The organism is Pseudomonas sp. Root401, from assembly GCF_001425105.1.
GTDB classification, from domain to species: Bacteria; Pseudomonadota; Gammaproteobacteria; order Pseudomonadales; family Pseudomonadaceae; genus Aquipseudomonas; species Aquipseudomonas brassicacearum.
The window spans coordinates 51,968-78,536 of sequence record NZ_LMDO01000012.1 but is presented as its reverse complement, the minus strand read 5'-3'; the positions used below and the strand labels follow the sequence as shown (position 1 = coordinate 78,536).

Sequence of the window (26,569 nt, the reverse complement as noted above, 5' to 3'; positions counted from 1 at the left end):
CCTTCTGGACGGCAACACTTAGCTGTTGTCGCGCATGATCCCGATTGTGGCGTAGCAATTGCCATCACTAAGCCTGCTACTATTCCCGCAAAAGCACTACGCGTAGGTGCTTGGTGCCTGGGATACAGAAGATGGATCACTTCAACGATCTACCGACACGTCACAGTAATCATGTAACGGAAGACAGAGCGGAAGCGGCTTTTCGGAGTTTGATATCAGCCTCCGAAGTCTTTGTGCTGCAGGCCTCCGACCGAAAGGATTATGGAACCGACAGCCAGATCGAAGTTATTGATGGCGAAAGTGCTACGAACGTCAGAATCCACGTCCAATTAAAAGGCACAGAAGGTAATGAAAATGCAGACGGGTCGGTCAGTATCGATATACGGCGATCCAATTTAAATTACTTACTGGTACAGCCTCATTCAATTTTCGTCTGCTACCACGTTCCTACCGATACGCTGCGATTTTGCTCCGCCGACGCCGTAATGCGGCGGTACGAACATAGCGGGCAAAATTGGGCGCAGCAGCGAACACTCACCGTTAACTTCTCGGAAATTCTTACCAATGCCCGCCTAAAGTCCTTGGCAGCGTTGGCGAAGTTCGGCGCCTGGTCATCACGAAATGCACGGGTCGCGCAAACAACCGCTCGTACCGAAAATCTGTTCAAAACCATAAAAACGGTCTGCTCAGATCTGCATGTTCCAGTAGATGAAGGGCAGGCTGCAGCGATGCTTGCAAACCTCTATGACAGAGGCGCGGATGCCGTAATCAGCGCCGCGTTTGAGAAGTTCGCATCAGTCTTATCTTTAGACCATGAGGCGATGATTTTCTGCTATATGGCGGAGATCAATCTCGGCATGGGTGGGTGTGGCGACAACGCTGCTCGCATCACGGATGGAATTGCCTATCTCGCGTCTAGACTCGACAACGGGCGTATTGACGTGGGAAGCCTCCACTACTCAATTGGCAACGGGTTTTCAGCGCTAGGACGCGAAGATGAAGCCTCAAAGGCATATGAGGCGGCTCTTCACCACCTGACTGGCACCCACGGTTTTACGCTGCTTGCGGAGTGCAATAAGAACCTCGGTTCCAGCTACGACAAGTTAGGCAATGCGAATAAGGCTGCTGAATTTTATCGTGAAGCGTTGCGTCATAATCCTCAGCTTCCCGAAGCGCACTATGCCTTAGGTCTCTATTGTCACCGGAAAGGAGAGTACGAAGAGGCACTCGAACATTTTGATCAAGTGGTTTTCGCCGAACGTGAGTTGGGAAAGCAATCTTCGGTTTCGGGGTGGCGAATAAACGTTTTCTTCAGTCTCGGCGACGGGAAAGCTGCGTTTCGCGAGATAAATACGCTGCTAAGTGATGCTGCGAGCTATCACTGGATCTGGCCCTGGTGTGGTCAGCAAGTCGCTTGCTTCGGACGCACTTCACCAGAAAATGCGAGGCTTAGCATCCCATTCTGGGATCGATATCTGAAGGCACATCCGAACTGTCCCAATGGCGTGAGAGAACGTCTGCTGAATAGGCTGTACTTGCGCTCGGAAGGCTTGTTCGTGGATATGACTTATCCCGCATTCAAAAGTGAATTCGAGGCGAATATCCAGTTTTTGAGTGACGAGCCAGCAGCTGATCTCTGGGATCGCCTAGGGCACTGGGCGCAGGATGAAGACAAATGGGAGGAAGCGGAGCTCTGCTTTCGGGCCGCGTATGATCTTGCTGGCGGGCACTATGGTTATTGCCTCGGTACCGCACTGAACTTCCTCAATCGACCTGAGGAGAGTTTGCCGATTTTGCTATTACAAGCTAAAGAGATTCAGGTGGATGATATGAGCTGGTTTCAGGTCGCAGTGGCCTACGAGAAACTGGGACAGGTTCGCGAGTCGATCAGCGCTTATAAGAGTGCCATTGCGCTTAATTCCGACTATGAGCTAGCGTGGTTCAATATGGGGGGTGTGCATTGGAACGCAGGAGAAGTTGAGGATGCGATCCGTGTGTGGAAGGCCGCAATAGACAAGTTTCCAGATCACGAGCTGACCGAACTGCTACGCCGCGACCTTCCTATTGTCCTTCGATAGGAAAAAAGCGTTCGATTAGAATCAAAAGTTTATAACTGACGCACCTCGTTTTTTTAAGTTTTTCATGGAGGACAAGCCTTGCGTTTAATAGCCAATCAAACCATCGATATGACTGAGCCGCTGTGGCGATACTTTAAGACGGAGCGTATTGTCAATTTTTTGGAAACGGGAAATTTATACTTCTCGTCAGCTAGGCAGTTTCAGGATCCGTTTGAAGGGGCTGTGGCTGTTCTTCCGCCAGGATTTCCAGTTGATCCCCGATATACCGAACCCAATGGTGACGATAGAGCATTCGAGCAGCTGCGCCGGCTAACTAAAATAAGTTGTTGGCATCGCGCCTCGTACGAAAGTGATGCGATGTGGCAGCTTTACGCAGAAGATTGGAAGGGTGTGGCAATTAGAACGACTCTTGAGCGGATTATAGCGGCAGTGAAACCCTTCCGCCTAAAGCCTGAGTATGCACAGGAGGAGCTTTGGGGTGGAAATGTTACGTATGTTGACCTTCTCAAACGGCGACTTAACCTAAGCATGATGGAACGGTTTTGGTACAAACACATGGCGTTCTCGTGGGAGCGTGAATTTCGTTTAGCGGTATCCGTTAGGATGGCAGAAGAGTTCGGTGTCGCGGTACCTGAACTTGGAGTGTTTATCGAATTCGATCTTGATGTACTAGTTGATAGGATTTACTTAGGTCCTTCTCTAGTCGAATCCGATATTGAGGCAGTACGCGCCGCGGCAGCACACCGTGGGTTTGGTGATCGGGTTCGAGTTTCGAGTCTTCTTGGGAGTCCCCGTTACAGATAACGGTTAGACATTAGTATGGTGAGGGAGGTGAAAGCCCCCCAAATAAAATCACTAGATTGTTATGAAAAAAATGCTGCTGATTAATTTCGCTTTGCCCGCTGTAAATTTCGGAGTGGTAACTGTCTATCCAGATAAGCGATCATAACCAAAAGACAGTTATTCAACTATATCGTTGAAACCCGGTGCGCCTCAGTTGTTCGAAGCTCACATGGGTGAATGGCCATTCAAGTAATTGTCATGTGAAGGACTCTCAGCTCTTGGTTAACATTGAACGTATTAACGATCACGCCCAGCAACATGAAACCCACAAAGATCAATTGGGAGTATTGAAAGAGTGCCAGCGGGATATTTATAGAGTTTTAAAAACAATTGACCTCAAAGCTGCTGGGGAATATAAGTTTATCTCCAAGGTCGCATGCTATGTAATGGCTGAAAATATCGATGACATAAATCATGGAATGCTTCAAAGCTTAGAGATTAATTGCTATTCAGCAGTTGAGTCTTTGGCGCGAGTTTCCATCGAAAACTCAATAAATTTAATGTATGTCATAAAGGATAGGGATTCTCTCAAACCTCGCTCACTTATTAAATCGTACCTTACGTCTTCCAGTAAGCGAGCAGTTCATTGGTTGAATTACGCAAAAACAATAGACGACGCCAAATATCTAGAGCGTGCGAAAATCTTTTCTGATCATATGGAAAATATTTCAGGTATATTCAAGGATATAAACAATAGCGATGCTTTTCCTCATTGGCCTGACGCTCGCAGTCGCTTTAGATCCGTGGGGTTAGAAGCTTTTTATCACATTCTATTCGCGCCGACTTCTGATTCTGTTCACGGCTTTTCAGAGGATATTTTTAATAGTCTTTTAATTGACCTGTCTCCTAATGAAATAGATGTCAAGCACGCGCTATTAAAAGCTCAGAAGGCTGAAAAATTATCCTTGGCTTACTACCTTGCAACTAATGCGGTACTATTTTTTTGTGATGCTGCTCATAGAATTTGTTGCCGCTCGGAGTGCGAGGCAGAGGCAGCGGAGTTGGATAAAGTTGCGATAAAACTAAATAGTGTCATCGCTGTTCACGAAAGTCTGATGGATAGATATTATGAAGATCGTGTTTAGCTAAAAACGTAATGCGTTACTGATTTACCAATTATAGTTGCTTATGAACTCCAGCAAATAATCTCGCGAACTCTTGATGTCTAAAAAAACCTCGACGGATAATAGTAAACCGGTAGGAGGTTTTGATTGGAACGTTTCATAAGCTCGCCGGGAGCAGCGCATGCTCGAACGTCTGTTTATGGCCGTTTGCAGCCTATCGCTAGGAAGGACCGTGGAGGGATCTGCGGGAAAAGGAATTTGAGAATATTTACAGCTTATTCGTCCGCTTCTGCAGATAGAAGAACCAAAACCCGACGCAAAACGTCGGGTTTTTTCATTGGAGAAAAAGTACTACTGCCGCGGCTCCACGTTATCCAACACCCGATTCGCCAACAACGAACTCAGCTCAATCAACTGCTGAATCCCCTGTGCCACATGACGCCTCGATCCATCCAGATCAAACGCCAAATCACTCACCATCGCATCAGCCGAAGCCAGGGTTTCGCTGAGGTTGGCGAGCAGGCATTCGTTATCGAGGCCTTTCACGACGGTGTATAGCTGGCCCGGTTTGGGGGCGTCTTGGGATTTATCCGGTTTTGGTAGCAAGTAGTGATCGAGCACGCGTTTGGTGGTTTCGTCTTGCTGCTTGGCTTTGGATTTTGCGGATTGTGGGGTGGAACCTGTTTCCGGTGGATTCGGAGTTATTTTGTACATCGGTGTGACCCTCATAGTAGGCCGCACCATCTCGCTACTAAACGGAAGGGTGGCGGCTGTGCGCAAGTTAGTAGACCGGTGATCACACCAAACCCGGCGCGCCCGAGGGCGCCATGCACACAGCCACCATCAAGAACAGGCAGGTACCTGACTGATAGAGCTTGTACAACCGAGATGTGAACCGGGCTACTAAACCCGACCACTGATGGGCAGTGGCAGGAAAGACAATAGAACCCGGGGACAATGCGCACAAGCGGGCGGATTCTGGCGTAGTTGTAGGCAAAGGCGCAAGGATGCGTAGCTTGATAGAGGGGTGTAGGTCGGGGCTGTAGGAGGGAGACTTTTTGGTGATACGGGCGGGTTGTTTGGCTCTGGGACCGTGTCGTTTTCATCGCGAGCAGGCTCGCTCCCACAGGGGGATTGGGGCTGTTGCAGATACTGTGTTCACCGCCGCCCAGTGTGTGCGAGCTTGCTCGCGAAGAGGGTGGCACATTCAATATTGATGCAAGCTGACCCGCCGCTTTCGCGAGCAAGCCCGCTCCCACAGTGGGTGGCGTTGGGCTGGATATTCGGTTCGACACTAACCCCTGTGGCGAGGGAGCTTGCTCCCGCTGGCCTGAGTAGCAGGCCCCTGCATGTTTCCAGGCAAGCTGCATTGTCTGGTTTTGCGGCTGCTGCGCAGCCGAGCGGGAGCAAGCTCCCTCGCCAAGGGGGTGTCTGGGCGGGCGTCATCGCGAGCAGGCTCGCTCCCGCAGGGGGATTGGGGGTGTTGTAGATATTGTGTTCACCACCGTCCGGGGTGGGAGGGGGCTTGCTCGCGATAGCTATCTAGCGCGGAAATGACGGTGTTCCTGAAACAACTGGATTGGTAGGAGGTGGTAGGGGCTGGTAGGAGCTGTGTAGGAGCTGTGTAGGAGCTGTCGAGTGAAACGAGGCTGCGATCTTGCCCCAGACAATTGAGTCATGAGTGAAAGATCAAAATCAAAAGATCGCAGCCTCGTTTCACTCGACAGCTCCTACACAGCTCTTCACAGCTTCTACAGGTGGAGCGAGTCCCCGCTCCGTTATTTACGCTTGAGCATCTCCGGCAACTGCGCCACCAGCTTTTGATTATTCAGTGGCGCGCGAATGAACCCACGCTGGGTGCCGTCCGGGCCGATGACGGCGAGGTTGCCGCTGTGATCAACCGTGTAGTTGGGTTTGCTGGTATCCGCCGGGATGAACGGAATGCTCACCGCATTCGCCAGTTTCTGCAGGTCTTCCACTGAGGCGGCGGTCAGCCCGATGAACTGCGGGTCGAAGTAGCCCAGGTACTGCTTGAGTTGCTTGGGCGTGTCGCGGTTGGGGTCGACGCTGACCAGTACGATCTGCAACTTATCCACAGCCTCGGGCGGCAGTTCGCTTTTGATCTGGCGCAGTTGGGCGAGGGTGGTCGGGCAGATGTCCGGGCAGAAGGTGTAGCCGAAGAACAGCAGGCTCCATTTGCCTTTCAACCCGTCCATCGCCACGGGCTGGCCGTCCTGGTCGGTCATTTTCACGTCCGGCAGGTTGCGGCTCTGGGGCAGCAGGATGATGCCGGCGTCGATCAGCGCGGTCGGGTCGCCCTGGCCTTTGCCGGACAGCACCTTGTTGATGGTCAGGCCGAGGATCACTGCGATCACGGCCGCGAGGATGAAGACGGTTTTCTGGGTTCGAGTCATAGGCTCAACAGTAAGTAGTGATCTACAAGCAGGGCGATGAACAGCAGGAACAAGTACCAGATAGAGTACTTGAAGGTGTTGATCGCCGCGTGCGGCCGACTGCCACGGTACAACACCACGGCCCATTGCAGGAACCTGCCGCCCAGTACCAGGGCACAAATCAGGTACAGCATCCCGCTCATCTGGATCACGAACGGCATCAGGCTCACCGCCAGCAGCACCAGGGTGTACAGCAGGATATGGATCTTGGTGTAGTGCTCGCCGTGGGTCACCGGCAGCATCGGGATGTCAGCCTTGGCGTATTCCTCCTTGCGGTGAATCGCCAGGGCCCAGAAATGCGGCGGGGTCCAGGCGAAGATGATCAGCACCAGCAGCAGCGGTTCGGCGCTGACATGACCGGTGGCCGCGACCCAGCCCAGCAGCGGTGGTGCCGCGCCAGCCAGGCCGCCGATGACGATGTTCTGCGGCGTCGCCCGTTTCAGGAAACCGGTATAGATCACCGCATACCCCAGCAACGAGGCCAGGGTCAGCCAGGCCGTCAGCGGGTTGGTGAACGCCAGCAGCATGGCCTGGCCGGCCACGGCCAGTGCCACGGCGAAGGTCAGTGCGGCGGTGGGTGAGATTCGCCCTTCGGCCAATGGCCGTTTGTGGGTGCGGGCCATCACGGCGTCGATGCGCCGGTCCACCACATGGTTGACCGCCGCCGCGCCGCCGGCACACAGGGCGATGCCCAGGTTGCCGAACACCAGGACGGTCCACGGCACCCCGGCGCGGGTGGCGAGGAACATGCCGACCAGCGAGGTGATCAGCATCAGCACCACCACTTTGGGCTTGGTCAGCTCCAGGTAATCGCGCCAGATCGCTTGGCTGTGGCGTTCACCGGTCAAGGTTGCCATGGCATCTCTCCTTTTATTGTTATGGGGCTGGCGCCGTGTTTAGGCGGGTTGAACCGCCAGCGCAGCGGGACTTGATGCTTGACCCGGACCAGGCTGGTCCGGGCGTGATAGTTGACCAGCACCAGGGTCAGCAGCAGTGCGGCGCCCCCGGCGTTGTGGGCGACGGCCACCGGCAACGGCAGATGGAACAGCACGTTGCTGATGCCCAGGGTGATCTGCGCCGCCAGCGCGGCCAGCACCAGGCCGGCCAAGCGGGTCATGCCGACGGTTTTCAGTTGCCAGGCCAGGCCCAGCAGCACCACGGTCACCAGCAAGGCGCCGATGCGGTGGGTCAGGTGGATGGCGGTGCGGGCGTCGCTGTCCAGTTGCCCGCCCAGGTAGTTCGGGCCGATGTGCTGGGTCAGGTGGAAGCCGTTGGCAAAATCGGCCGGTGGCAACCATTGGCCGTGGCAGGTGGGGAAATCGATGCAGGCCACCGCCGCGTAATTGGAGCTGACCCAGCCGCCGAGGGCGATCTGGCCGATCACCAGCAGCAGCCCGGCCGTGGCCCAATGTTGCAGGCGCTTGGGCACGGTCAGCGCCGGCAACACCCCGGACAAGCGCAAGGTGAGCAGGAACAGCAGGCTCAACGTCGCGAAGCCGCCGAGCAAATGCCCGGTGACCACCTGCGGCCAGAGCTTCAGCGTGACGGTCCACATGCCGAACGCCGCTTGCGCGAAGACCACGGCCAGCAGGAACAGCGGCAACTTCACAGGCTGGCCGGGGCGGCGACGGTTCATCCAGGCCCGGGCGGCCAGCACTGTAATCATCAGCCCCAGGGCCCCGGCGAAATAACGATGGACCATCTCGTTCCAGCCTTTATGGGCCTCCACCGGAGTGTCGGGGAAATGCAACTCGGCATGGGCCAGTTGGGCTTCGCTCTTGGGCACGCTGATGAACCCGTAGCAACCGGGCCAGTCCGGGCAGCCGAGGCCGGCGTGGGTCAGCCGGGTGTAGGCGCCCAACAATACGACGATCAGTGCCAGCAACGTGGCAAACAGCGCGAGGCGAAATCCAGGTTTGGCCATGTCGATGCCCTCATCCGATGTTCGACAGTTTCAGCAGGTGGCGCAGGTCGTTGAGCAAGTCCTTGCCCTTGACCCGGGCGTCGTAGCGCAGCACCAGGTTGCTGTGGGGGTCGATGATCCACAGTTGGGCGCCGCCGGAGCCCTGGGCGCCTTTCTGATAGGCCGGCAGGTCCAGTGGGTAGCGTTGCAGTTGTGGGTATTCACGCTGCAGTTGGGCGTCGTACTCGGCATCGAGCGGTTGTGCGATCGCCAGGGCATGACTGGCGCGGCCGGCTTCACGGCCGAGGCCGATCTGCACCTGCCGGGCCAGGTACACCAGTTGCCGGCAATCCACCGAGCATTCCTGCGGTGCGGTGACGAGGATCTGCCAGCGCTGTTCATCGGCCTGCACGCCAATCTCGGCGCGGGTCTGGCCGGTGCCGATCAGTTCGCCGTGGTAGCTGCGGCTGTCGGGCACCCAGAACTGGAATTTGTACATGCCGGTGGCCAGGATCATCGGGCCGACCACCCCGAGCACGATCAGCAGCAGTTGCAGGCGGCCCTTGCGACGGTTGTGCGCCACGGGCGCCTCAGACGTGTTGGTTGGATTCATGGTGCTTCCCATGGTGTCTCCCTGCGTTGTGCCATCCGAGATAAAGGAACAGGCCGAACAGTGCCGCCGCCATGGCGAACCACTGCACGGCATAGCCGAGGTGTTTTTCCGGGCCCATGGCGACTACCGGCCAATCGGTCCGGTAGGCGCCGGGGCCGCTTTGTTGGCGTAATTGATAGGCGAAGCCGTTGCGGCCGAGATCAGACCAGAGCTTGTCCGGCTCAATGGTGGTGACCAGTCGCGGCCAGGGCGCATCGGCCGGGTCGGCGTGGAGCTGGAAGGTGGCGCCGGGTGCGACGTAGACCCAGGCCTGGAGGCTCACCGGTTGCTCCGGCGTGTTGAAGGCCGGCGGGGTGCGCCGGTCCGGCCAGGGTAGCCAGCCGCGATTGACCAGCAGCCACAGCCCGGTGCGGTGGTCGAGGAACGGTTGCAGCAACTCGACGCCGACCTTGCCGTCGTGTTGGCGGTTATCCAGCAGGATGCTGTGCTCGGCGTCGAACTGGCCCTGCAGCGTGACCGGGCGAAAGGCCGGATCGGCGGTGTGCGCCAGCTCAGTGCTGTCCATCGGCGGTGCCACGCGGCGCTCGGCGTAAGTGTCCATGAGCACGCGCTTCTGTTCGCCCCGGCTCAATTGCCAGAACCCCAGGCACACCATCACCGGCACCAGCACGGCCACCACCAATGACGGCACGAGGCCTGGCCGGAAGCCTTTCATGGCGCCGTCCGAAAGCCGTCGAACGGGATAGCTATACTCACGTGCATCGCGTCCCCCCGGAGTGTCCCTAATGCTCAAAGCAGCCATCGTCCTGATGCTGATTGCCACGATTGCCAGCCTGTTCAGCGGCCTGTTTTTTCTGGTCAAGGACGACAGCAGTTCCAATCGCCTGGTCATCGCCCTGGCGATCCGAGTCAGCCTGGCCGCCGCCACCGTCGGCTTGATTGCCTGGGGTTTCTTCAGCGGCCAGTTGGTGTCGCATGCTCCTTGGTAAAGAGCCGCCCTGATAACGGTTGCGTCAGAGGATGTAGACGAAGACGAACAAGCCGATCCACACCACATCGACGAAGTGCCAGTACCAGCTCGCCGCCTCGAAGCCGAACTGATGCTCGTTGTCGAAGTGCCCACGCATGATGCGCATCAGCATCACGAACAGGATGATCGTGCCCATGGTGACGTGGGCGCCGTGGAACCCGGTGAGCATGAAGAAGGTTGCCCCATAGATCCCCGAGCCCAGCGTCAGGCCTAGCTCTTTATAGGCGTGGATGTATTCCTCGGCCTGGAAGCCCAGGAAGGCGCAACCCAGTAGTACGGTGATCGCCAGCCAGATTTTCAGCGCGCCGCGATGGCCTTTTTTCAGGGCATGGTGGGCGATGGTCACTGTGACGCTGGAACTGACCAGCAGGATGGTATTGAGCAGCGGTAAGCCCCAGGGGCTGATGACGTCTTTGGGCGGCGGGAAGAGTTTAGGATCGGGGTTGTTCAGCAACGGCCAGACATATTCGAAGTTCGGCCATAGCATCTCCGACAGGCCCTTGGTGCCTTCCCCCGCCAGGCCTGGCGCCGAAATCACGCGCACATAGAACAGGGCCCCGAAGAAGGCGATGAAGAACATCACTTCGGAAAAGATGAACCAGCTCATGCCCCAGCGGAACGAGCGGTCGAGCTGCGCGCTGTACAACCCGGCGCGGCTTTCCTTGATCACCGCGCCGAACCAGCCGAACAGCATGTAGGCCAGCAGAAGCCCGCCGACGAAAAAGATCAGCGGGCCGTGGGAATCCGGGCGCGCCGCCTTCATGTCGTTGAACCAGGTTGCCAGGCCATACACCGTGACGAACATCCCGACCGTGGCGATGATCGGCCATTTGCTCTGGGCCGGAACGTAATAGTGTTCGTGAGTTGCCATTTATTGTTCTCCTTATCGGGCACGCTATCGGTCAGTGTTTAGAGCCACCGGTGGATGACGAGCGGTGATGTCGAACAGCGTGTAGGACAGCGTCAGGTGCTTCACTTCCTTGGGCATGTCCCGGTCGACGATGAAGCGCATGGGCATTTCGATGCGTTCGCCGGGTTGCAGCACTTGCTGGGTAAAACAAAAACATTCGGTCTTGTGGAAATACGCCGCCGCGTTGCTCGGCGAGATACTTGGCACCGCCTGGGCGCTCATCGGCCGGTCGGTGGGGTTGTGGGCGACGAACACCATCTCGTTCACCGCTCCCGGCTTGACCACCAGCTCATCGCCCTTGGGGTAGAAGTCCCAGACCATGTCCACCGAATTGGTCGACAGGAACTGCACGCGCACCTGCCGTGATTCATCGACGGTCTGTTCGCCTTCGTACTGCCCGCCGGTCTTGCCGTTGATGCCGAAGGCCTTGCACATCACGTCGTAGATCGGCACCAGGGCAAACCCGAAGATGAACATGGCCACCACCACCAGCAGCAGGCGGGTGACCAGTTTCTTCATCGAAATCGAATCAGCCATGGTTCCTGCTCCGTGCACCGAGCCCTGTGGGAGCGAGCCTGCTCGCGATGCAGGCGACGCGGTGTGCCTGGTCTACCGCTATCGCGAGCAGGCTCGCTCCCACAGAAGCTTGCGTGTTCATTTCACTTCCGGCGGCGTAGTGAAGGTGTGATACGGCGCCGGCGACGGCACGCTCCACTCCAACCCTTCGGCGCCATCCCACGGCTTGGCCGGTGCCGGCTCGCCGCCACGGATGGTCTTGATCACGATGAACAGGAAGAAGATTTGCGTGGTGCCGAACATGAACGCGCCGATGGACGAGACCATGTTGAAGTCGGCGAACTGCAGGTTGTAGTCGGGGATCCGCCGGGGCATGCCCGCCAGGCCGACGAAGTGCATCGGGAAGAACGCCAGGTTCATCCCCACGAACGACAGCCAGAAGTGCAGCTTGCCGAGGGTTTCGTCGTACATGTGGCCGGTCCATTTCGGCAGCCAGTAGTAGGCCGAGGCGAAGATCCCGAAGATCGCGCCAGGCACCAGCACGTAGTGGAAGTGCGCGACCACGAAGTAGGTGTCCTGGTACTGGAAGTCCGCCGGGGCGATGGCCAGCATCAGCCCGGAGAAACCACCGATGGAAAACAGGATCACGAACGCCACGGCAAACAGCATCGGCGTCTCGAAGGTCAGCGAGCCTTGCCACATGGTGCTGGCCCAGTTGAACACCTTCACCCCGGTGGGCACGGCGATCAGCAGGGTCGCGTACATGAAGAACAGCTCGCCCACCAGCGGAATGCCGACCACGAACATGTGGTGCGCCCAGACGATGAACGACAGGAACGCAATGGCGGCCGTGGCATAGACCATCGAGGTGTAGCCGAACAACGGCTTGCGCGAGAACGCCGGGATGATCGAGCTGACGGCGCCGAAGGCCGGCAGGATCATGATGTACACCTCGGGGTGGCCGAAGAACCAGAACACGTGCTGGAACAGCACCGGGTCACCGCCACCGGCGGCACTGAAGAAGCTGGTGCCGAAGTGGATGTCCATCAGCATCATCGTCACGCAGCCGGCCAGCACCGGCATCACCGCGATCAGCAGGAACGCGGTGATCAGCCAGGTCCAGACGAACAGCGGCATTTTCATCAGGGTCATGCCGGGGGCGCGCAGGTTGAGGATGGTGGCGATCACGTTGATCGCACCCATGATCGAGCTGATGCCCATCAGGTGGATGGCAAAGATGAAGAACGTCACGCTTTCCGGCGCATAGGTGGTGGATAGCGGCGCGTAGAAGGTCCAACCGAAGTTAGGCCCGCCACCGGCTGTGAACAACGTCGAGACCAACATCAGGAACGCCGCCGGCAACAGCCAGAAGCTGAAGTTGTTCATGCGCGGCAGGGCCATGTCCGGTGCGCCGATCATCAGCGGGATCATCCAGTTGGCGAGGCCGACGAACGCCGGCATCACCGCGCCGAAGACCATCACCAGGCCATGCATGGTGGTCATCTGGTTGAAGAATTCCGGCTGCACGATCTGCAGGCCGGGCTGGAACAGCTCGGCGCGGATCACCATGGCGAACGAGCCGCCCAACAGGAACATGGAGAAGGCGAACCACAGGTACAGCGTGCCGATATCCTTGTGGTTGGTGGTCAGTACCCAGCGCATCAGGCCCTTGGCGGGGCCGTGGGCGTGGTCGGCATGACCGTGGTCATCGATCACAGCACTCATGTCCTGTCTCCTTCGAACGAGTGGGCTGGGCGGCCCGGGGCGGTGAGCCCCGAGCGGTTGCGGGAACAAACGTCAGGCCGGCTCATTTGCTTTCCGCCTGTTTGAGTTCCAGCACTTCTTTAGGCGTAACCATGTCGCCCTTGTTGTTGCCCCAGGCGTTGCGTTCATAGGTCACGACCGCGGCGATATCGACTTCCGACAACTGTTTGCCGAACGCGGCCATGGAGGTGCCGGGTTTGCCGTGGAAGACAAGGCTCAGGTGGTCAGCCTTGGGCCCGGTGGCGATTTTCGAACCCTTGAGTGCCGGGAACATTGGCGGCAAGCCTTGGCCTTCGGCCTGGTGACAGGCCACGCACGTGGTGTGGTAGACCTTGTCGCCACGCTCGATGAGTTCTTCGCGCGTCCATTCCTTGCTGGTCAGTTCCTTGAGCTGCGCGGCTTCGGCCTTGCGTTCGCCCAGCCATTTTTCGTAGTCGGGCTTGCTCTTGACCTCCACCACGATCGGCATGAAGCCGTGGTCCTTGCCGCACAGCTCGGCGCATTGGCCGCGGTACAGGCCGGGCTTGTCGACACGGGTCCAGGCTTCGTTGACGAAGCCTGGGATCGCGTCGCGCTTGACCGCGAAGGCCGGCACCCACCAGGAGTGGATCACGTCGGCGGAGGTCACCAGAAAGCGCACCTTGGCGTCGACCGGCAGCACCAGCGGCTTGTCGACCTCCAGCAGGTAGTGCTCGCCCTTGGCGCTCTGGTTATGGATTTGTTCGGCAGGGGTCGCCAGGTTGCTGAAGAACTCGACGTCCTGGCCCAGGTACTTGTAGTGCCACTTCCATTGATAGCCAGTGACCTGGATATCGATGTCCGATTCGCTGGAGTCGTACATCTTGATCAGGGTGGCGGTGGCAGGAATCGCCATCAACACCAGGATCAGGAAGGGCACGATGGTCCAGAGGATTTCGACGCGGGTGTTTTCGTGGAAATGCGCGGCATTCTGGCCGGTTGACCGGCGGTGCATGATCATCGACCAGAACATGGCGCCGAAGACGATGATGCCGATGACCACACAGATCCAGAAAATGGTCATGTGCAGGTCGAACACTGCGTTGCTGATCTGTGTCGCTCCAGGCGCCATATTCACAGTCCAGGCCGCTTGTGCCTGGCTGAAAATCGACCACAACAGGAGGCCCATCCATACGTGTGGATGTCGCGTCATTGCGGGTTCCCCTTATCGTTCTTGTTATCCCGTAGGCGTAAAGCCTGCGGCAAGGGATCGGCTATTCAGACTGCTTAATTGACTCGCCGCGCCTTGCTGCACATGCAATCGGGTGTCATCAGCTAACTCCATTCCAACCCGAGTATAGACAGCACCTGCAACCTCGCAACGCGATGGCGTAAATCGTTTGAAACAGCCGGGGCTTGCGCTAGAGCCCACGAATGGAGAAGGATGCGAACCTGAGTGATGGCAAACCGATATAACTGTGACGCAGCAAGGAAGGGGCGGTTATGAAAAATAGGTCTTAGGAGTGTTTTTGCGCCAGCTAAGTTATGTCTTCCCTATTTCATTGCCTTTGTTTCCTGGAGTTGTCATGAACACCGCCGCATTGCGCGAGCAGATCCAAAAAGCCCAACAACACGAGGCCGAGACCGGCCAGTTGACCCGTCAGCTGGAGGCTCAGCTACCGCACCTGCATGCCGCGATCCAATTGCCAGACATCGACGCGAAGGGCGTCATGACCCGTTTTGTCACCGCTTACATCGAACAAGTGCCAGACCTGCTGGACGCCGCCAACGAGGTGGCCCGCGAAGCCGGTATCGAATCGCAGATCAAGCCGGTACTGAAAATCGCCGAACAGTTTTTCCTCCAGCCACCGAAGTTGATGGAGGGCCACGTTGGCCTGGACAGCCTGCTGGACGAAGCCTACCTGGCCCATCGGCTGGTAGAGGAGGTCAACGACCTGTACATCAAGCATTTCAGCCAACCGCTGATCCCGCTGGACATGACAGTCGCCAACCTGATCGCTCACCATTTGATCGGCGAACCCTTCGCCAACCAGTTGGACGAAGCCGTGCATCACGCCGTGGACGAAATGCTCGACGAAGACAGCTTTGCGCTGGAGTCGGTGGAGTCTTACCGGGAGAAACTCGGCAGCCCGGACACGGGCGCTGCCTGGAAGCGCTGGCCTTGCCTGTCGCGCCAGCTGGGCGTTGGGCTGGAGCTGGATCAGCCAGCGGCTTGATCCAGCAGCAAAACACAACCCCTGTGGGTGTTCACAATCATTGTGCTCACCGCAAAATCCTGTGGGAGCGAGCCTGCTCGCGATAGCGGTTGGAGATTCAACATTTATGTCGATTGATCCACCGCAATCGCGAGCAGGCTCGCTCCCACAGGGGCAGGGTTAACCGGTCGCTGCGCCAACCCCTACGGTGGTACGCAACCGCCCTTCCAACCGGCGCTTGAGCCCGCGGGATTCGATCAGCAGCTTCGAACCCTTGCTGGCATTCGCCCGGCCCCATTCTTCCAGTAGCTCCAGGCACGAGTGATCGATGTAGCTCAGGTTATTGAGCGGCACATGCACGGTCGCGCCTGTCGGTATGCTGCCCAGCACCTGGGTCAGCGCCGGAACCTTGAGGAAGGTGGCCGCGCCGACCAGGCGCAGTTCCATCTCGCCTTCCTGGGGCAGGTCGATCAGGCTGATTTTCAGTCGCGAGGCTTTCCAGGCCAGTTTCGCCAGGGTCAGGCCGAAGCCGATCAGCACACCGGTCAGCAGGTCGGTGAAGATGATCGCCAGCGCCGTTGCGGCATAGGTGAACATCGGCATCCGGCCATAGCGACCCAGGCTGCGAAACGCCTTGAGGTCCACCAGTTTGAAACCGGTGTACACCAACACCCCCGCCAGGCTCGCCACCGGAATGCTTTGCAGCACGCTGGACAGCAACAGCACGAAGAGCAACAACCACAGGCCGTGGAAAATCGTCGACATCCGCGTGGTGGCCCCGGCCTGGACGTTGGCCGAGCTGCGCACGATCACCCCGGTCATCGGCAGGGCGCCGAGCAGGCCGCAGAGCATGTTACCGATACCTTGCGCCGACAGTTCGCGGTCGAAGTCCGCACGGTCACCGCTGTGCATGCGGTCCACGGCGGCTGCCGACAGCAGGGTTTCGGCGCTGGCGATGAAGGCGACAGCGAAGGCGGCGATCAGCAGCGTCGGGTCGGCCAGGTTCAGCAGGTCCGCCGGGCGCAGCCAATCAATGGCTTCGGCGAGGTTCTCCGGGACTTCCACGCGTTTGACCTGCAAGGCCAGCAGCAGGCTGGCGACGGTCGCCAGGCCAACACCGAGCAAGGCGCCGGGAACGAAGCGCAGGCTGTGGGGACGAAACTTCTCCCACAGCCACATCACCGCAATCGTCGACAAACCAAGCAGGCCAGCCTGCCAGCCGAAGGACGGCAAGGCCTGGGCCACCGCCGCCGGGAACGCCGCCAGGTTATCCAGCCCTGACGGCTTGGGCGCCGCGTCGAGCATCACATGGACCTGGGACAACACGATCAGCACGCCGATACCCGCGAGCATTCCGTACACCACCGCAGGCGCGGTGACCCGGAACCAGCAGCCGAGGCGAAAGCGTCCGGCCAACAATTGCAACAGACCGGCCAGCAGCAGGATCGGCCCGAGCATGGCCACGCCATGCTGGCGCACCAATTCGAAGACCAACACCGCCAACCCGGCGGCCGGGCCGCTGACTTGCAGCTTGGAACCGGCCAGGAAACCCACCACCAGACCACCGATGATGCCGGTGATCAGGCCTTTGGCCGGTGGCAGGCCGGAGGCGATGGCAATGCCCATGCACAAGGGCAGCGCCACCAGGAACACCACCACCGAAGCCAACAGCTCCCGTGGCAGAACAGCTTTTAATTGAGCACGCATGGCGACTCTCCCGAAGTTTTCTTCAGGCATGGCGAGGCCCTACCGCGCAAATAGCGGTAAGGCTGAACCACACAAGGATGTTTAGGAGTGGTTAGAAGCGCGCTTTGGGCGTCGCCACCGGTATCGGATGGCTGCCATCGAGCGGCAGGAAACGTCCCTGGTCCGCGTCATAGGCTTTGATCTCGCTGGTCTCGATGTTGTACACCCAGCCATGGATGAACAACTGACCATTGGCCATGCGCGATGCGACCGACGGATGCGTTCGCAAATGCTGCAACTGCGCGATCACGTTCTCTTCGGTGAGGATCGGCATGATCTGTTTTTCGTCGCCACACGGACAGTTGTCATGGACCATGGTCTTGGCCACTTCGGCGTGGCGCAGCCAGGCCTTGACCGTGGGCATTTTTTCCAGGGTATCGGGGTTGAGCACCGCACGCATGGCGCCGCAATCGGAATGGCCGCAGACAATGATGTGCTGCACGCCGAGGGCCAGTACGGCGTATTCGATGGCGGTGGAGACGCCGCCGTTCATTTGCCCATAAGGTGGCACGACGTTGCCGACGTTGCGGGTCACGAACAGGTCGCCGGGGGAGCTATGGGTGATCAACTCGGGCACGATGCGCGAATCGGCGCAGGTGATGAACATCGCCCGGGGTTTCTGGGCGGTGGCGAGTTTCTTGAAGAGCTCTTCCTGTTGCGGAAAGATCTCGTGATGGAAATGCAAAAAGCCGTCAACAATGTGCTGCAGCGCTGCATCGGCGGTTTCCGCCTCGGGTTGGGCTGAAGCCGACGCAGCCAACGGCTGTTTATCCTTGTCACTCATGATTCATCCTCTTTGACGTTGACGCCAGTGGCTGGTTAAAAAACATCCAGGTCGAGGTGTTCGACCCGTCAGTCACTCGCTGAACAAGGTAGCGGCCGAAACTTAACTCAAACTGAAATCCAAGGCTCTAGGACAACGATTCCAGGGGTGGCAAAACACTGGCGCAGATCATGTCCAGCAGCCGTTCCAAGGTCAACTTTAATCAAATCAAAGACATCTGTCGGCCCGGCGGACAGAAGGCATCGCAATCCAGATGGTATCCGTCGCGACGCTCAAGCCCCAAGCGCTTGAGTGCCTTGGCGAAACGCTGGGCCAGCAGGTCGGCGAACGGGCCTTCGCCACGCATCCGCGCACCGAAGCGGCTGTCATACAGTTCACCGCCACGGCTCTGGCGGACCAGGCTCAGCACATGGGCGGCGCGTTGCGGGTAGTGCGCCTGCAACCACTCCTCGAACAGCGGCGCGACTTCCAGCGGCAGGCGCAGCATGACGTAGGCGGCATTCTGCGCACCGGCGGCGTGGGCTTCGGCCAGCAGGCTTTCGATCTCGCTGTCGTTGATCATCGGGATCATCGGCGCACACAGCACCCCCACGGCAATGCCCGCCTCGCGCATGACCTTGATCGCCCGCAACCGCGCCTTGGGCGCCGCCGCACGGGGTTCGAGAATACGCTTGAGCTCATCGTCCAGGGTGGTGAGGCTGATCATCACGTGCACCAGGCGTTGTTGCGCCAGCTCGGTCAGCAGGTCCAGGTCGCGCAGGATCAGCGAACCCTTGGTGACGATGGTCACCGGATGCCGATAGCGCAGCAGCACCTCGAGAATCCGCCGGGTTATCCGTTGTTCGCGTTCGATAGGCTGATAGGGATCGGTGTTGGACCCCAGCGCGATTGGCGCACATTGATAGCCGCGCCGGGACAATTGCTCTTCCAGCACATCGGCGGCATTGGTCTTGGCGATCAGCTTCGTTTCGAAATCCAGCCCCGGCGACATGTCCCAGTAGGCATGGCTGGGCCGCGCATAGCAGTAGATGCAGCCGTGTTCGCAGCCTCGGTACGGGTTGATCGAGCGGTCGAAGGGGATATCGGACGAGGTGTTGCGGGTAATGATGGTCTTGGCCATTTCGATGCGCACTTCGGTGCCCTGGGTCGGCGGGACTTCCTGATACCAGCCGTCATCTTCGGCCACCGAGCGACTCGGGGCGAAGCGGTTGTGCGGGTTGGTCGCGGTGCCGCGGCCGCGAGGCGGAAGTGAAGCTGACATGGGAGTACTCCGAAAAGCTGTATGTGCATACAGTATTCGTTGCATTCGATTAAGACCAGTGCCATTCAGCAGCCCGAATACCCGATCATCGTTCACAACGCTTTGACGTTCTCCTCACAGGCTTTTAACCGCAGCGAGCCGAAACTGTTGATCTCGCATTCCTTCGTTTTCGGTCGTCCGTGCATGCTCAAGCTCTGTTCCCGTTCACTGCTGTGCCTGGCCTTGCTCGTCGGACTGGCCGAGATCCCCGCCCAAGCGGCCGATTCCCCTGACGCAAGGCCCGCTGAATGGGCGCAGCCGGTGGAAAAGGCCTACAACCTCTACCAGATGTCTCCGACGCTTTACCGCAGCTCCCTGCCGGATGGCGCAGCGCTGCCCTTGCTGAGCAAACTCAGGATCGGCACGGTTATTACCTTCCTGCCGGAGTCGGACAAGCGTTGGCTGTCCACCCCCGGCATCGAGCAAGTGCAGTTGCCCTATCGCACCAATCATGTCGATGACAGCGACATCCTCAGGGCTTTGCGCGCCGTCCAGGCGGCCGAAGCCAAGGGACCGGTGCTGATGCACTGCAAGCACGGCTCGGACCGCACTGGCCTGGTCGCCGCCATGTACCGGGTGGTGGTGCAGGGCTGGAGCAAAGAGGACGCCTTGAACGAAATGACCGAAGGGGGCTTCGGTGACAGTCATCACTTCAAGGACGGGGTGCGCTACATGATGCAGGCCGATGTCGACAAACTCCGCGTGGCGCTGGCGAATGGCGATTGCAGCACCAGCGTCTTTGCCCTTTGTTCCCTGGAAAGCTGGGTCAACTCAACCACGACGACGCGTCACCTCGACCCTCAGGTTGTGCTTCCCGAGCGATGATCGCTACGTGCCCAGAAACACCGTGATCGACTCAGACAACGGTCGCGAATCGCCCGGCCCGAAAATCGTCTCGCGCAACGCCTGCCCGGTTTCCCGGTTGAACAGCCCGTCGCGCTTGAATCTCTGGAAAACGGTTTTCGCCAATTCCCTCGACCAGGCATAGGCATAGAGGCCGGCACCATAGCCGGTCACCATGTAGTCCAGGCCATTGGGCCAGCGCTCGGTTGCAGACACCGGCAGATGCCCGACCTGTGCGCTGACCTGATCGAATACTTGTTGGGCGGTGCGTCCGTCGCCGTGGCTGCGGTGCAATTCCATGTCGAACAGCGCATCACGCAAGAACGAGGCGCTGTCCCAACTGGTCTGGGTATGGAGGTAGGCCAGCCATTGATCGGCGAGGGTGTCCGGCAAGGGCGCCCCGGTTTGGTGATGTTTCGATACACGCATCAGGCAGGGTTTGGCGAAGCACCATTGCTCGAACAACACCCCGGCGAATTCGGCCGTACCCCGGGACAGTTCCGAGATGCCCGAAATTTCGTGGTATTCAGCCCGGGTCAAGACGTGATGCAAGCAATGGCCGAACTCATGAAAGAGGATGCGCAGCTGCCGATGATCCAGCAACACCGGGTTTGCGCCTGAGCCACGCGGCAACCAGCCATGCAAGACCGCGATGGGGAGCCGAGGCCGGCCTTCGGCGGTGACGCGGCGATTGCGCAGGGTGGTGGTATTGGGAAAACCGTCCTGGTTCGCCTCTGCAAACGGGTCGAAATAGAGGTAGCCCACGGTCTCGTCCCCCTCGCGGACTTCAAAAAGGCGCACGTCCGGATGCCAGGTCGCCACGTCCTGGCGTTCAACGATGTTCACGCCGAACAGGTCCCTGGCGATCAGCAACAGCTGTGCAAAAGTCGACTCCAGTTCAAACCAGGCACAGGTGGCCTGCTCCGAAACCCCAGTCGTTTGCCGCCGAAGCTTTTCGGCCAGGTATTGATGATCCCAAGGCTGGAGGCCGCTGAAGCCTTGCGTTGCGGCAAATTTTTCCAGTTGCTCGGTGTCCCGGGCAAATACGCTGCGCTGCTGGGCGAGCCGTTCCTGCAAGAACGACAGGACCTGTTCCGGCGACTCGGCCTGCTCTGGTTCGAGCGCCATTTGAGCGTAATTCGAATAGCCCAGTAACGTGGCGTGCTCATGGCGATCCCTGAGCAACTGCGCGAGGACTTCGCCGTTGTCGAACACGCCGGCATGGGGCCCCTGATCCGATGCACGCGTACTGAAGGCGACGTACATTTGCTTGCGCAAAGCGTGATCGTCAGCGTAACGGGTGACGATACGAAACGACTCCTCGTTGAGCGTCAGCAACCAGCCCTTGCGTCCAGCCATCCGCGCCTGGTCGGTCATGCGTTGTTTGAAGGACGACGGCAGACCGCTCAACCGGGCCTCGTCGTCAAACGTTCGGCTCCAGGCTTTATTGGCCTCGTGCAAGTGTTCCAGGAACAAGTCCCGGGCGCCTTGGATACGCAGTTGCAGGTCTTTCAAGTCGGCCTGTGCGGTGTGCGCCAAGCCGTTCTGGCGAAACTGCCGGAGGACCTTTGCCAGGGTTCTTTTTCTCGCCGGCGTGAAATGTCGGGCTATCGGGCTGTTCGCCAAGCGCTGATAAAGCTGAAACAGGTCGGGATGGTGTTTGAGCGACCGCTGGAAGTCCTGTAGCCGTTCGCTGCAGTCCAGCCAGGCCTGGACCCAGGCGTCGCCTATTCTGTTCCAGCTCAGTCGCTCCAGCACATAGCCGAAGCTCTTCAAACGGGCGTGGATCTCGTCCATCGCCAGCACGAGGTCGTCCCAGGTGGGGAAGGGTGTCTGGGTCTTGATGATTTCGGCGACTTGAGCGCGGCTCTCGGCAAGAATCCGGTCAAGGGCCGGTGAAAAGTGTTCGGCTTGGATCAGCGAAAAAGGGGGCAGGTCATAGGCCTGCAACAGCGGATTGGCATCGTCGGGCATGGCAGCCTTCCTCTCAGTCTGGACGTGATGAACAGTCTGCAAAGGAAGGTGTGGTGGCGGGCGGTATATATGTATCGCTTCCGGGCCGTGGGGCCCGGAAGGTGATACCGGATCATTCAGTCGGTTTTTTCTTCAACTTGGGGTTGGGGAAAAACTGCACCGCCTGGACCTTGGCGTCCGGAGCCTTGAGCGCCGAGGTATTGACCCGGGTGCCCAATTCCTTGGGCACCGACAGGCCTTGCTCGTTGAGTGTGTCGCAATAACCGCAGGCCACACATTCACGGTGCGGCACGCCGTCTTCGTTCCACATCATCAACTTGTCCGGCTCGCTGCAGGCCGGGCAGACCGCCCCGGCGATAAAGCGTCGCTTGGTAATCACAGGTCCCTCGCTCATGCTGCCGCGTCCTCGGTCAGGCCGCTGTGGCGCAAGAGTGCGTCAATCGACGGCTCACGGCCACGGAAGTCGACGAACAGCACCATCGGCTCCTGCGAGCCGCCACGGGCCAGGATCGCCTCACGGAAGGCACGCCCGGTGTCGGCGTTGAGCACGCCGTCCTCTTCGAACTTGGAGAATGCGTCGGCCGACAACACTTCCGCCCATTTGTAGCTGTAGTAGCCCGCCGCATAACCGCCGGCGAAGATGTGGGCGAAGCTGTTGGGGAAGCGGTTGTAGGCTGGTGGACGCATGACCGACACTTCGTCGCGTACGCCTTCGAGCACTTGCAGCACGCTGCGGCCATCGCCGTGGGTGGCGTGCAGCTCGAAGTCGAACAGCGAGAACTCCAACTGGCGGACCATCATCAGGCCGGACTGGAAGTTTTTCGCCGCGAGCATTTTCTCCAGCAGGTCCTGGGGCAGTGGCTCGCCGGTTTCGTAGTGGCCGGAAATCAGCGCCAGGCCTTCAGGCTCCCAGCACCAGTTTTCCATGAACTGGCTTGGCAGCTCCACGGCATCCCAGGCCACACCGTTGATGCCGGACACGCCGGCGTGTTCGACGCGGGTCAGCAGGTGGTGCAGGCCATGGCCGAATTCGTGGAACAGGGTGGTGACTTCATCGTGGGTCAGCAGCGCCGGCTTGCCGCTGTCAGCCGGGGTGAAGTTGCACACCAGGTTGGCGACCGGGCTTTGCAGGACGCCCTCGAAGGTGCGACGACGGTCGCGGGCGCCATCCATCCAGGCCCCGCCACGCTTGTTGGCGCGGGCGTAGAGGTCGAAGAAGAAGCGGCCGACGTGCTGGCCGTTTTCCTTGATTTCGAACAGGCGCACGTCCGGGTGCCAGGTGTCGAAGCCTTTCAGTTCGGCGATCTCGATGCCGTAGAGGCGTTGCACGATGGCGAACAGGCCGCCCAGTACCTTGTCGATCGGGAAGTACGCACGCAGGGCTTCCTGGGCCACGCTGTAACGCTGCTGGCGCAGTTTTTCACCGTAGAAACCGCTGTCCCAGCTTTGCAGGTCGGGGCAGCCCTGTTCGGCGGCGAAGGCTTTGAGCTGTTCCAGGTCCAGGGCGGCGAACGGCTTGCTGCGCTTGGCCAGGTCCCGCAGGAAACTGAGCACCTGATCGCTGGATTCGGCCATCTTGGTCGCCAGGCTCAACTCGGCGAAGTTGGCGAAACCGAGCAATTGGGCCAGTTCCTGACGCAGGTCGAGGATCTGTTCCATCACCGGGCCGTTATCGTTCTGGCCGGCATTCGGGCCCTGGTCCGAGGCGCGGGTGCAGTAGGCGGCGTAGACTTCTTCACGCAGGGCGCGGTCTTCGGCGTAGGTCATCACCGCGTAATAGCTGGGAAATTCCAGGTTGATCAGCCAGCCGTCCAGCTCTTTGGCCTGGGCGGCCGCGGCCATTTGCGCCTTGGCCGAGTCGGTCAGGCCGGCGAGGGCGGCTTCGTCGGTGACGTGCTTGGTCCAGGCCTGGGTCGCGTCCAGCAGTTGATTGGAGAAGCGGCTGCCCAGTTCGGACAGTTTGCTCTGCACTTCGGCGTAGCGCTTCTGCTGCTCCGGCGGCAGGTCGATACCCGACAGGCGGAAGTCACGCAGGGAATGTTCCAGGATGGTTTTCTGCGCCACGTCGAAACCGGCGGCTTCAGGGCTGCTCGCCAGGGCTTCGAAGGCCTGGAACAGCTCGCGGTTCTGGCCCAGCTCGGTGGAGTAGGCACTCAGCGCCGGCAGGCAGGCCTCGTAGGCTTCGCGCAGTTCAGGGCTGTTGCGCACCGCGTTCAAATGACTGACCGGGCTCCAGGCCGCGCCCAGGCGATCATTGAGCTCGTCCATCGCCAATACCAGGCCGGCCCAGGTAGGCTGCTGGACTTGGGTCTTGAGGAGCTCGGCGATGGCGGCACGGTTGTCAGCCAGGATCTGCTCGATGGCCGGTTGCACGTGCTCGGCACGGATCGCCGAGAATGGCGGCAGGTCATAGGGCTGCAAAAGAGGGTTGTTCACGCTCACGGTCGACACCTTGGCTGGAAGAAACATGGGCCCATCTTAATTACAATCGACGCTCACCGCAGCTAGCAGCGCCTATCACCGGATAAGAGAGAGCCTATCGTGACCCTTCGCACGTACCAGAACCACAGCCCACGGCTAGCCCGTGGCGCTTTTGTCGACAGCACCGCGGTGGTGATCGGCGACGTCGAAATCGGCGAAGACAGCTCCGTCTGGCCGCTGACGGTCATTCGCGGCGACATGCACCGCATCCGTATCGGTGCGCGTACCAGCGTCCAGGATGGTTGCGTGCTGCACATCACCCACGCCGGGCCGTTCAATCCCGAGGGTTTCCCGTTGCTGATCGGCGACGACGTGACCATCGCCCACAAGGTCATGCTCCATGGTTGCTCCGTGGGCAGCCGGGTCCTGATCGGCATGGGCAGCATCGTCATGGACGGCGCGGTGGTCGAAGATGATGTGATCATCGGTGCCGGCAGCCTGGTACCGCCGGGCAAACGCCTGGAAAGCGGCTTTTTATATGTGGGCAGCCCGGTGAAGCAGGCCCGGCCGCTGACGGACAAGGAGCGCGCCTTCTTCACCTACAGCGCGGCGAACTACGTGAAGCTCAAGGACCTGCACCTGGCCGAAGGCTACGACCAGCCTTGATGAGGTTCATCGTGGCGAGGGAGCTTGCTCCCGCTTGAGTGCGAAGCACTCACAATTCAGTGATATTCCCCAGGAACAGCCATGCACTACCAGACTGTACTCTTCGACCTCGACGGCACCCTCACCGACCCCCGCGAGGGCATCACCCGTTCGATCCAGTTCGCCTTGAGCAAACTGGGCATCGACGAACCCGACCTGACCCGCCTCGAGCATTTCATCGGCCCGCCGCTGTTGCAGGCCTTCATGCAGTTTTACGACTTCGACGAAGCGAAGGCCTGGGAGGCGGTGAATTTCTATCGCGAGCGGTTCAAGGTCACCGGGCTGTACGAAAACCGCGTCTTCGACGGCGTGATGCCTCTGCTGGAAACCTTGGGCGGCCAGGGGCGCCAGTTGTACATCGCCACTTCCAAACCCTGGGTGTTCGCCCGGGAAATCGCCCGCCACTTCGACTTCGCCCGGCACTTCAAGGTGATCTACGGCAGCGAACTGGACGGCACCCGCACCAACAAGGTCGAGTTGATTGCCCACCTGCTGGCCGAAGAAGGCCTCGACCCAGCGACCACCCTGATGATCGGCGACCGCAAGCACGACCTGATCGGCGCCCGCAGCAACGGCCTGGATGCAGCGGCGGTGGGGTATGGATTCGGCAGCCATGAAGAACTCAGCGCCGAGGGCCCGGCGTATCACTTCGAGACGGTGGATGAGTTGCATCAGGCGTTTTTGCGGGGTTAGTCATATTGCCATCGCGGGCAAGCCTTGCTCCCACAGGGCAGCGCCTTGAATGCTATGGGGGCAAGGCTTGCTCCGCCAAAAAGCAGCATCTGGAGTACCTGCGGGAGTAAGGCTTCCCCACAAAAGCAGCATCTGGAATGCCTGGGGGAGCAGGCTTGCTCCCCCCAAAAAGCAGCATTTGGAATACCTGTGGGAGCAAGGCTTGCCCGCGATGAGGCCATTATGAACGCAGCCTAAATCGAATCAGACCCATATCGCGTCCCACAATGGGTAGTCCCCAATTTTCTTAACTAAACCGGCTCGCAGCGGGTTTGCCACGACATATCGAGCGACTGTTTGCAGATCTTCCTCCTTGCGAATGGCTCGGTCATGAAATCCCTCCTGCCAAAGCGATCCTTCCCGCTGCGTCAATCGATTGAAGACAACCGTGGTCCGAGACTTTGTTCGCGCAATCAGCTTGGAGAGTTCTATACCCTGCAATTCGATCAGCCAGTGAAAATGGTCTGGCATCACCACCCAGGCCAACGAATGGGCAAATTGTTCTTCCTGAGCCTTTCGGAAGGCGTCAACCACCAAGCGTCCTGTCTCGAAGCGGCCAAAAAACGGCTCGCGGTCGCGCGTATTCACGGTCAGTAAATAGATTTGTCCAGACTGCGAATAACGTCCGAAACGCAACTGTTGGGAATGAGGCAGTGTTGTCACAAGTGATCCTCCTTGATCTGTCCTTTATTTCAAGGCTAGGACAGCAGAAGCGG

25 protein-coding genes are annotated in these 26,569 nt (G+C 59.1%); 8 read left to right on the top strand and 17 right to left on the bottom strand.

What is annotated here, in order from left to right:
* Positions 1-131: 131 nt before the first annotated feature.
* From ASC85_RS10370 to ASC85_RS32105, 3 genes are all read left to right on the top strand, one after another.
* Positions 132-2,078 (top strand): tetratricopeptide repeat protein, encoded by a 1,947-nt coding sequence (locus ASC85_RS10370; RefSeq protein WP_057449254.1) that lies wholly within the window; start codon positions 132-134, stop codon positions 2,076-2,078.
* A 78-nt stretch (positions 2,079-2,156) separates the two neighbouring features.
* Positions 2,157-2,882: a DUF2971 domain-containing protein gene (locus ASC85_RS10365; protein ID WP_057449253.1), complete on the top strand. Its 726-nt coding sequence runs from the start codon at positions 2,157-2,159 to the stop codon at positions 2,880-2,882.
* Between the two features lie 257 nt (positions 2,883-3,139).
* On the top strand, positions 3,140-4,006 hold the full coding sequence (locus ASC85_RS32105; RefSeq protein ID WP_156395631.1) for a DUF5677 domain-containing protein: 867 nt from the start codon (positions 3,140-3,142) through the stop codon (positions 4,004-4,006).
* 330 nt (positions 4,007-4,336) lie between these two features.
* Here the strand turns inward: ASC85_RS32105 and ASC85_RS10360 are convergent, their stop codons facing one another.
* The 6 genes from ASC85_RS10360 to ASC85_RS10335 form a co-directional block, all read right to left on the bottom strand.
* On the bottom strand, positions 4,337-4,699 hold the full coding sequence (locus ASC85_RS10360; RefSeq protein ID WP_057449252.1) for a DUF6124 family protein: 363 nt from the start codon (positions 4,697-4,699) through the stop codon (positions 4,337-4,339).
* A 1,064-nt stretch (positions 4,700-5,763) separates the two neighbouring features.
* Positions 5,764-6,399: an SCO family protein gene (locus ASC85_RS10355; protein WP_014335862.1), complete on the bottom strand. Its 636-nt coding sequence runs from the start codon at positions 6,397-6,399 to the stop codon at positions 5,764-5,766.
* Positions 6,396-7,295, bottom strand: coding sequence for a heme o synthase (cyoE, locus tag ASC85_RS10350; protein ID WP_046064684.1), 900 nt, complete (start codon positions 7,293-7,295; stop codon positions 6,396-6,398). The genes ASC85_RS10355 and cyoE overlap by 4 nt, the downstream gene beginning before the upstream one ends.
* Positions 7,283-8,362, bottom strand: a complete 1,080-nt coding sequence (locus tag ASC85_RS10345; protein ID WP_014335864.1) for a COX15/CtaA family protein — start codon at positions 8,360-8,362, stop codon at positions 7,283-7,285. The genes cyoE and ASC85_RS10345 overlap by 13 nt, the downstream gene beginning before the upstream one ends.
* Positions 8,363-8,372: 10 nt before the next feature.
* Positions 8,373-8,966 (bottom strand): hypothetical protein, encoded by a 594-nt coding sequence (locus ASC85_RS10340; RefSeq protein ID WP_057449577.1) that lies wholly within the window; start codon positions 8,964-8,966, stop codon positions 8,373-8,375.
* On the bottom strand, positions 8,932-9,669 hold the full coding sequence (locus ASC85_RS10335) for an SURF1 family protein (protein ID WP_057449251.1): 738 nt from the start codon (positions 9,667-9,669) through the stop codon (positions 8,932-8,934). The genes ASC85_RS10340 and ASC85_RS10335 overlap by 35 nt, the downstream gene beginning before the upstream one ends.
* A gap of 70 nt (positions 9,670-9,739) precedes the next feature.
* Between ASC85_RS10335 and ASC85_RS10330 the strand changes: the two genes are divergently transcribed.
* A complete protein-coding gene (locus ASC85_RS10330) occupies positions 9,740-9,943 on the top strand; it encodes a twin transmembrane helix small protein (protein WP_014335867.1) in 204 nt (67 codons plus the stop codon).
* Between the two features lie 24 nt (positions 9,944-9,967).
* On the opposite strand, the gene ASC85_RS10325 is transcribed toward ASC85_RS10330, so the two are convergent.
* The 4 genes from ASC85_RS10325 to coxB all read right to left on the bottom strand — a co-directional run bounded on the left by ASC85_RS10325 (position 9,968) and on the right by coxB (position 14,345).
* A complete protein-coding gene (locus tag ASC85_RS10325; RefSeq protein ID WP_014335868.1) occupies positions 9,968-10,855 on the bottom strand; it encodes a cytochrome c oxidase subunit 3 in 888 nt (295 codons plus the stop codon).
* Between the two features lie 24 nt (positions 10,856-10,879).
* Positions 10,880-11,431 carry a cytochrome c oxidase assembly protein gene (locus tag ASC85_RS10320; RefSeq protein WP_057449250.1) on the bottom strand — a complete coding sequence of 184 codons (552 nt, stop codon included), beginning with the start codon at positions 11,429-11,431 and terminating at the stop codon, positions 10,880-10,882.
* A gap of 117 nt (positions 11,432-11,548) precedes the next feature.
* Positions 11,549-13,135 carry a cytochrome c oxidase subunit I gene (gene ctaD / locus ASC85_RS10315; protein WP_057449249.1) on the bottom strand — a complete coding sequence of 529 codons (1,587 nt, stop codon included), beginning with the start codon at positions 13,133-13,135 and terminating at the stop codon, positions 11,549-11,551.
* An 82-nt stretch (positions 13,136-13,217) separates the two neighbouring features.
* Entirely contained in the window at positions 13,218-14,345 is a 1,128-nt protein-coding gene (gene coxB, locus ASC85_RS10310; protein ID WP_057449248.1) for a cytochrome c oxidase subunit II, read from the bottom strand.
* Between the two features lie 373 nt (positions 14,346-14,718).
* Between coxB and ASC85_RS10305 the strand changes: the two genes are divergently transcribed.
* On the top strand, positions 14,719-15,369 hold the full coding sequence (locus ASC85_RS10305) for a hypothetical protein (RefSeq protein ID WP_014335872.1): 651 nt from the start codon (positions 14,719-14,721) through the stop codon (positions 15,367-15,369).
* A gap of 159 nt (positions 15,370-15,528) precedes the next feature.
* Here the strand turns inward: ASC85_RS10305 and ASC85_RS10300 are convergent, their stop codons facing one another.
* The 3 genes from ASC85_RS10300 to ASC85_RS10290 form a co-directional block, all read right to left on the bottom strand.
* Positions 15,529-17,055: a SulP family inorganic anion transporter gene (locus ASC85_RS10300; protein ID WP_057449247.1), complete on the bottom strand. Its 1,527-nt coding sequence runs from the start codon at positions 17,053-17,055 to the stop codon at positions 15,529-15,531.
* A 91-nt stretch (positions 17,056-17,146) separates the two neighbouring features.
* Positions 17,147-17,878: a carbonic anhydrase gene (locus ASC85_RS10295; protein WP_057449246.1), complete on the bottom strand. Its 732-nt coding sequence runs from the start codon at positions 17,876-17,878 to the stop codon at positions 17,147-17,149.
* Between the two features lie 202 nt (positions 17,879-18,080).
* Positions 18,081-19,139: a PA0069 family radical SAM protein gene (locus ASC85_RS10290; RefSeq protein ID WP_057449245.1), complete on the bottom strand. Its 1,059-nt coding sequence runs from the start codon at positions 19,137-19,139 to the stop codon at positions 18,081-18,083.
* 183 nt (positions 19,140-19,322) lie between these two features.
* Here ASC85_RS10290 and ASC85_RS10285 point away from each other — a divergent pair, with 183 nt between their 5' ends.
* Entirely contained in the window at positions 19,323-20,003 is a 681-nt protein-coding gene (locus ASC85_RS10285; protein ID WP_057449576.1) for a phosphatase domain-containing protein, read from the top strand.
* Positions 20,004-20,006: 3 nt separating this feature from the next.
* Here ASC85_RS10285 and ASC85_RS10280 read toward each other — a convergent pair whose 3' ends face one another.
* The 3 genes from ASC85_RS10280 to prlC form a co-directional block, all read right to left on the bottom strand.
* A complete protein-coding gene (locus ASC85_RS10280; protein WP_057449244.1) occupies positions 20,007-21,995 on the bottom strand; it encodes a M3 family metallopeptidase in 1,989 nt (662 codons plus the stop codon).
* A gap of 112 nt (positions 21,996-22,107) precedes the next feature.
* Positions 22,108-22,389, bottom strand: a complete 282-nt coding sequence (locus ASC85_RS10275) for a YheV family putative zinc ribbon protein (RefSeq protein ID WP_038856965.1) — start codon at positions 22,387-22,389, stop codon at positions 22,108-22,110.
* The gene (gene prlC, locus ASC85_RS10270) at positions 22,386-24,464 is read right to left on the bottom strand and encodes an oligopeptidase A (protein ID WP_013691985.1); all 2,079 of its coding nucleotides are present in this window, start codon (positions 24,462-24,464) and stop codon (positions 22,386-22,388) included. Before prlC ends, ASC85_RS10275 begins: the two co-directional genes overlap by 4 nt.
* Before the next feature lie 72 nt (positions 24,465-24,536).
* On the opposite strand from prlC, the gene ASC85_RS10265 reads away from it, so the two are divergent.
* Positions 24,537-25,082 (top strand): gamma carbonic anhydrase family protein, encoded by a 546-nt coding sequence (locus ASC85_RS10265; RefSeq protein ID WP_003196351.1) that lies wholly within the window; start codon positions 24,537-24,539, stop codon positions 25,080-25,082.
* Positions 25,083-25,163: 81 nt separating this feature from the next.
* Positions 25,164-25,814 carry an HAD family hydrolase gene (locus tag ASC85_RS10260; protein WP_057449243.1) on the top strand — a complete coding sequence of 217 codons (651 nt, stop codon included), beginning with the start codon at positions 25,164-25,166 and terminating at the stop codon, positions 25,812-25,814.
* 243 nt (positions 25,815-26,057) lie between these two features.
* On the opposite strand, the gene ASC85_RS10255 is transcribed toward ASC85_RS10260, so the two are convergent.
* Positions 26,058-26,516: an REP-associated tyrosine transposase gene (locus ASC85_RS10255; RefSeq protein WP_057449242.1), complete on the bottom strand. Its 459-nt coding sequence runs from the start codon at positions 26,514-26,516 to the stop codon at positions 26,058-26,060.
* Between the last annotated feature and the right edge of the window lie 53 nt (positions 26,517-26,569).

Coding starts and splice junctions, on each gene's coding strand:
- ASC85_RS10370 (WP_057449254.1), top strand. CDS start 132: ATGGATCACTTCAACGATCTACCGACACGTCACAGTAATCATGTAACG.
- ASC85_RS10360 (WP_057449252.1), bottom strand. CDS start 4,699: ATGTACAAAATAACTCCGAATCCACCGGAAACAGGTTCCACCCCACAA.
- ASC85_RS10355 (WP_014335862.1), bottom strand. CDS start 6,399: ATGACTCGAACCCAGAAAACCGTCTTCATCCTCGCGGCCGTGATCGCA.
- cyoE (WP_046064684.1), bottom strand. CDS start 7,295: ATGGCAACCTTGACCGGTGAACGCCACAGCCAAGCGATCTGGCGCGAT.
- ASC85_RS10345 (WP_014335864.1), bottom strand. CDS start 8,362: ATGGCCAAACCTGGATTTCGCCTCGCGCTGTTTGCCACGTTGCTGGCA.
- ASC85_RS10340 (WP_057449577.1), bottom strand. CDS start 8,966: ATGGGAAGCACCATGAATCCAACCAACACGTCTGAGGCGCCCGTGGCG.
- ASC85_RS10335 (WP_057449251.1), bottom strand. CDS start 9,669: ATGAAAGGCTTCCGGCCAGGCCTCGTGCCGTCATTGGTGGTGGCCGTG.
- ASC85_RS10330 (WP_014335867.1), top strand. CDS start 9,740: ATGCTCAAAGCAGCCATCGTCCTGATGCTGATTGCCACGATTGCCAGC.
- ASC85_RS10325 (WP_014335868.1), bottom strand. CDS start 10,855: ATGGCAACTCACGAACACTATTACGTTCCGGCCCAGAGCAAATGGCCG.
- ASC85_RS10320 (WP_057449250.1), bottom strand. CDS start 11,431: ATGGCTGATTCGATTTCGATGAAGAAACTGGTCACCCGCCTGCTGCTG.
- ctaD (WP_057449249.1), bottom strand. CDS start 13,135: ATGAGTGCTGTGATCGATGACCACGGTCATGCCGACCACGCCCACGGC.
- coxB (WP_057449248.1), bottom strand. CDS start 14,345: ATGACGCGACATCCACACGTATGGATGGGCCTCCTGTTGTGGTCGATT.
- ASC85_RS10305 (WP_014335872.1), top strand. CDS start 14,719: ATGAACACCGCCGCATTGCGCGAGCAGATCCAAAAAGCCCAACAACAC.
- ASC85_RS10300 (WP_057449247.1), bottom strand. CDS start 17,055: ATGCGTGCTCAATTAAAAGCTGTTCTGCCACGGGAGCTGTTGGCTTCG.
- ASC85_RS10295 (WP_057449246.1), bottom strand. CDS start 17,878: ATGAGTGACAAGGATAAACAGCCGTTGGCTGCGTCGGCTTCAGCCCAA.
- ASC85_RS10290 (WP_057449245.1), bottom strand. CDS start 19,139: ATGTCAGCTTCACTTCCGCCTCGCGGCCGCGGCACCGCGACCAACCCG.
- ASC85_RS10285 (WP_057449576.1), top strand. CDS start 19,323: ATGCTCAAGCTCTGTTCCCGTTCACTGCTGTGCCTGGCCTTGCTCGTC.
- ASC85_RS10280 (WP_057449244.1), bottom strand. CDS start 21,995: ATGCCCGACGATGCCAATCCGCTGTTGCAGGCCTATGACCTGCCCCCT.
- ASC85_RS10275 (WP_038856965.1), bottom strand. CDS start 22,389: ATGAGCGAGGGACCTGTGATTACCAAGCGACGCTTTATCGCCGGGGCG.
- prlC (WP_013691985.1), bottom strand. CDS start 24,464: ATGTTTCTTCCAGCCAAGGTGTCGACCGTGAGCGTGAACAACCCTCTT.
- ASC85_RS10260 (WP_057449243.1), top strand. CDS start 25,164: ATGCACTACCAGACTGTACTCTTCGACCTCGACGGCACCCTCACCGAC.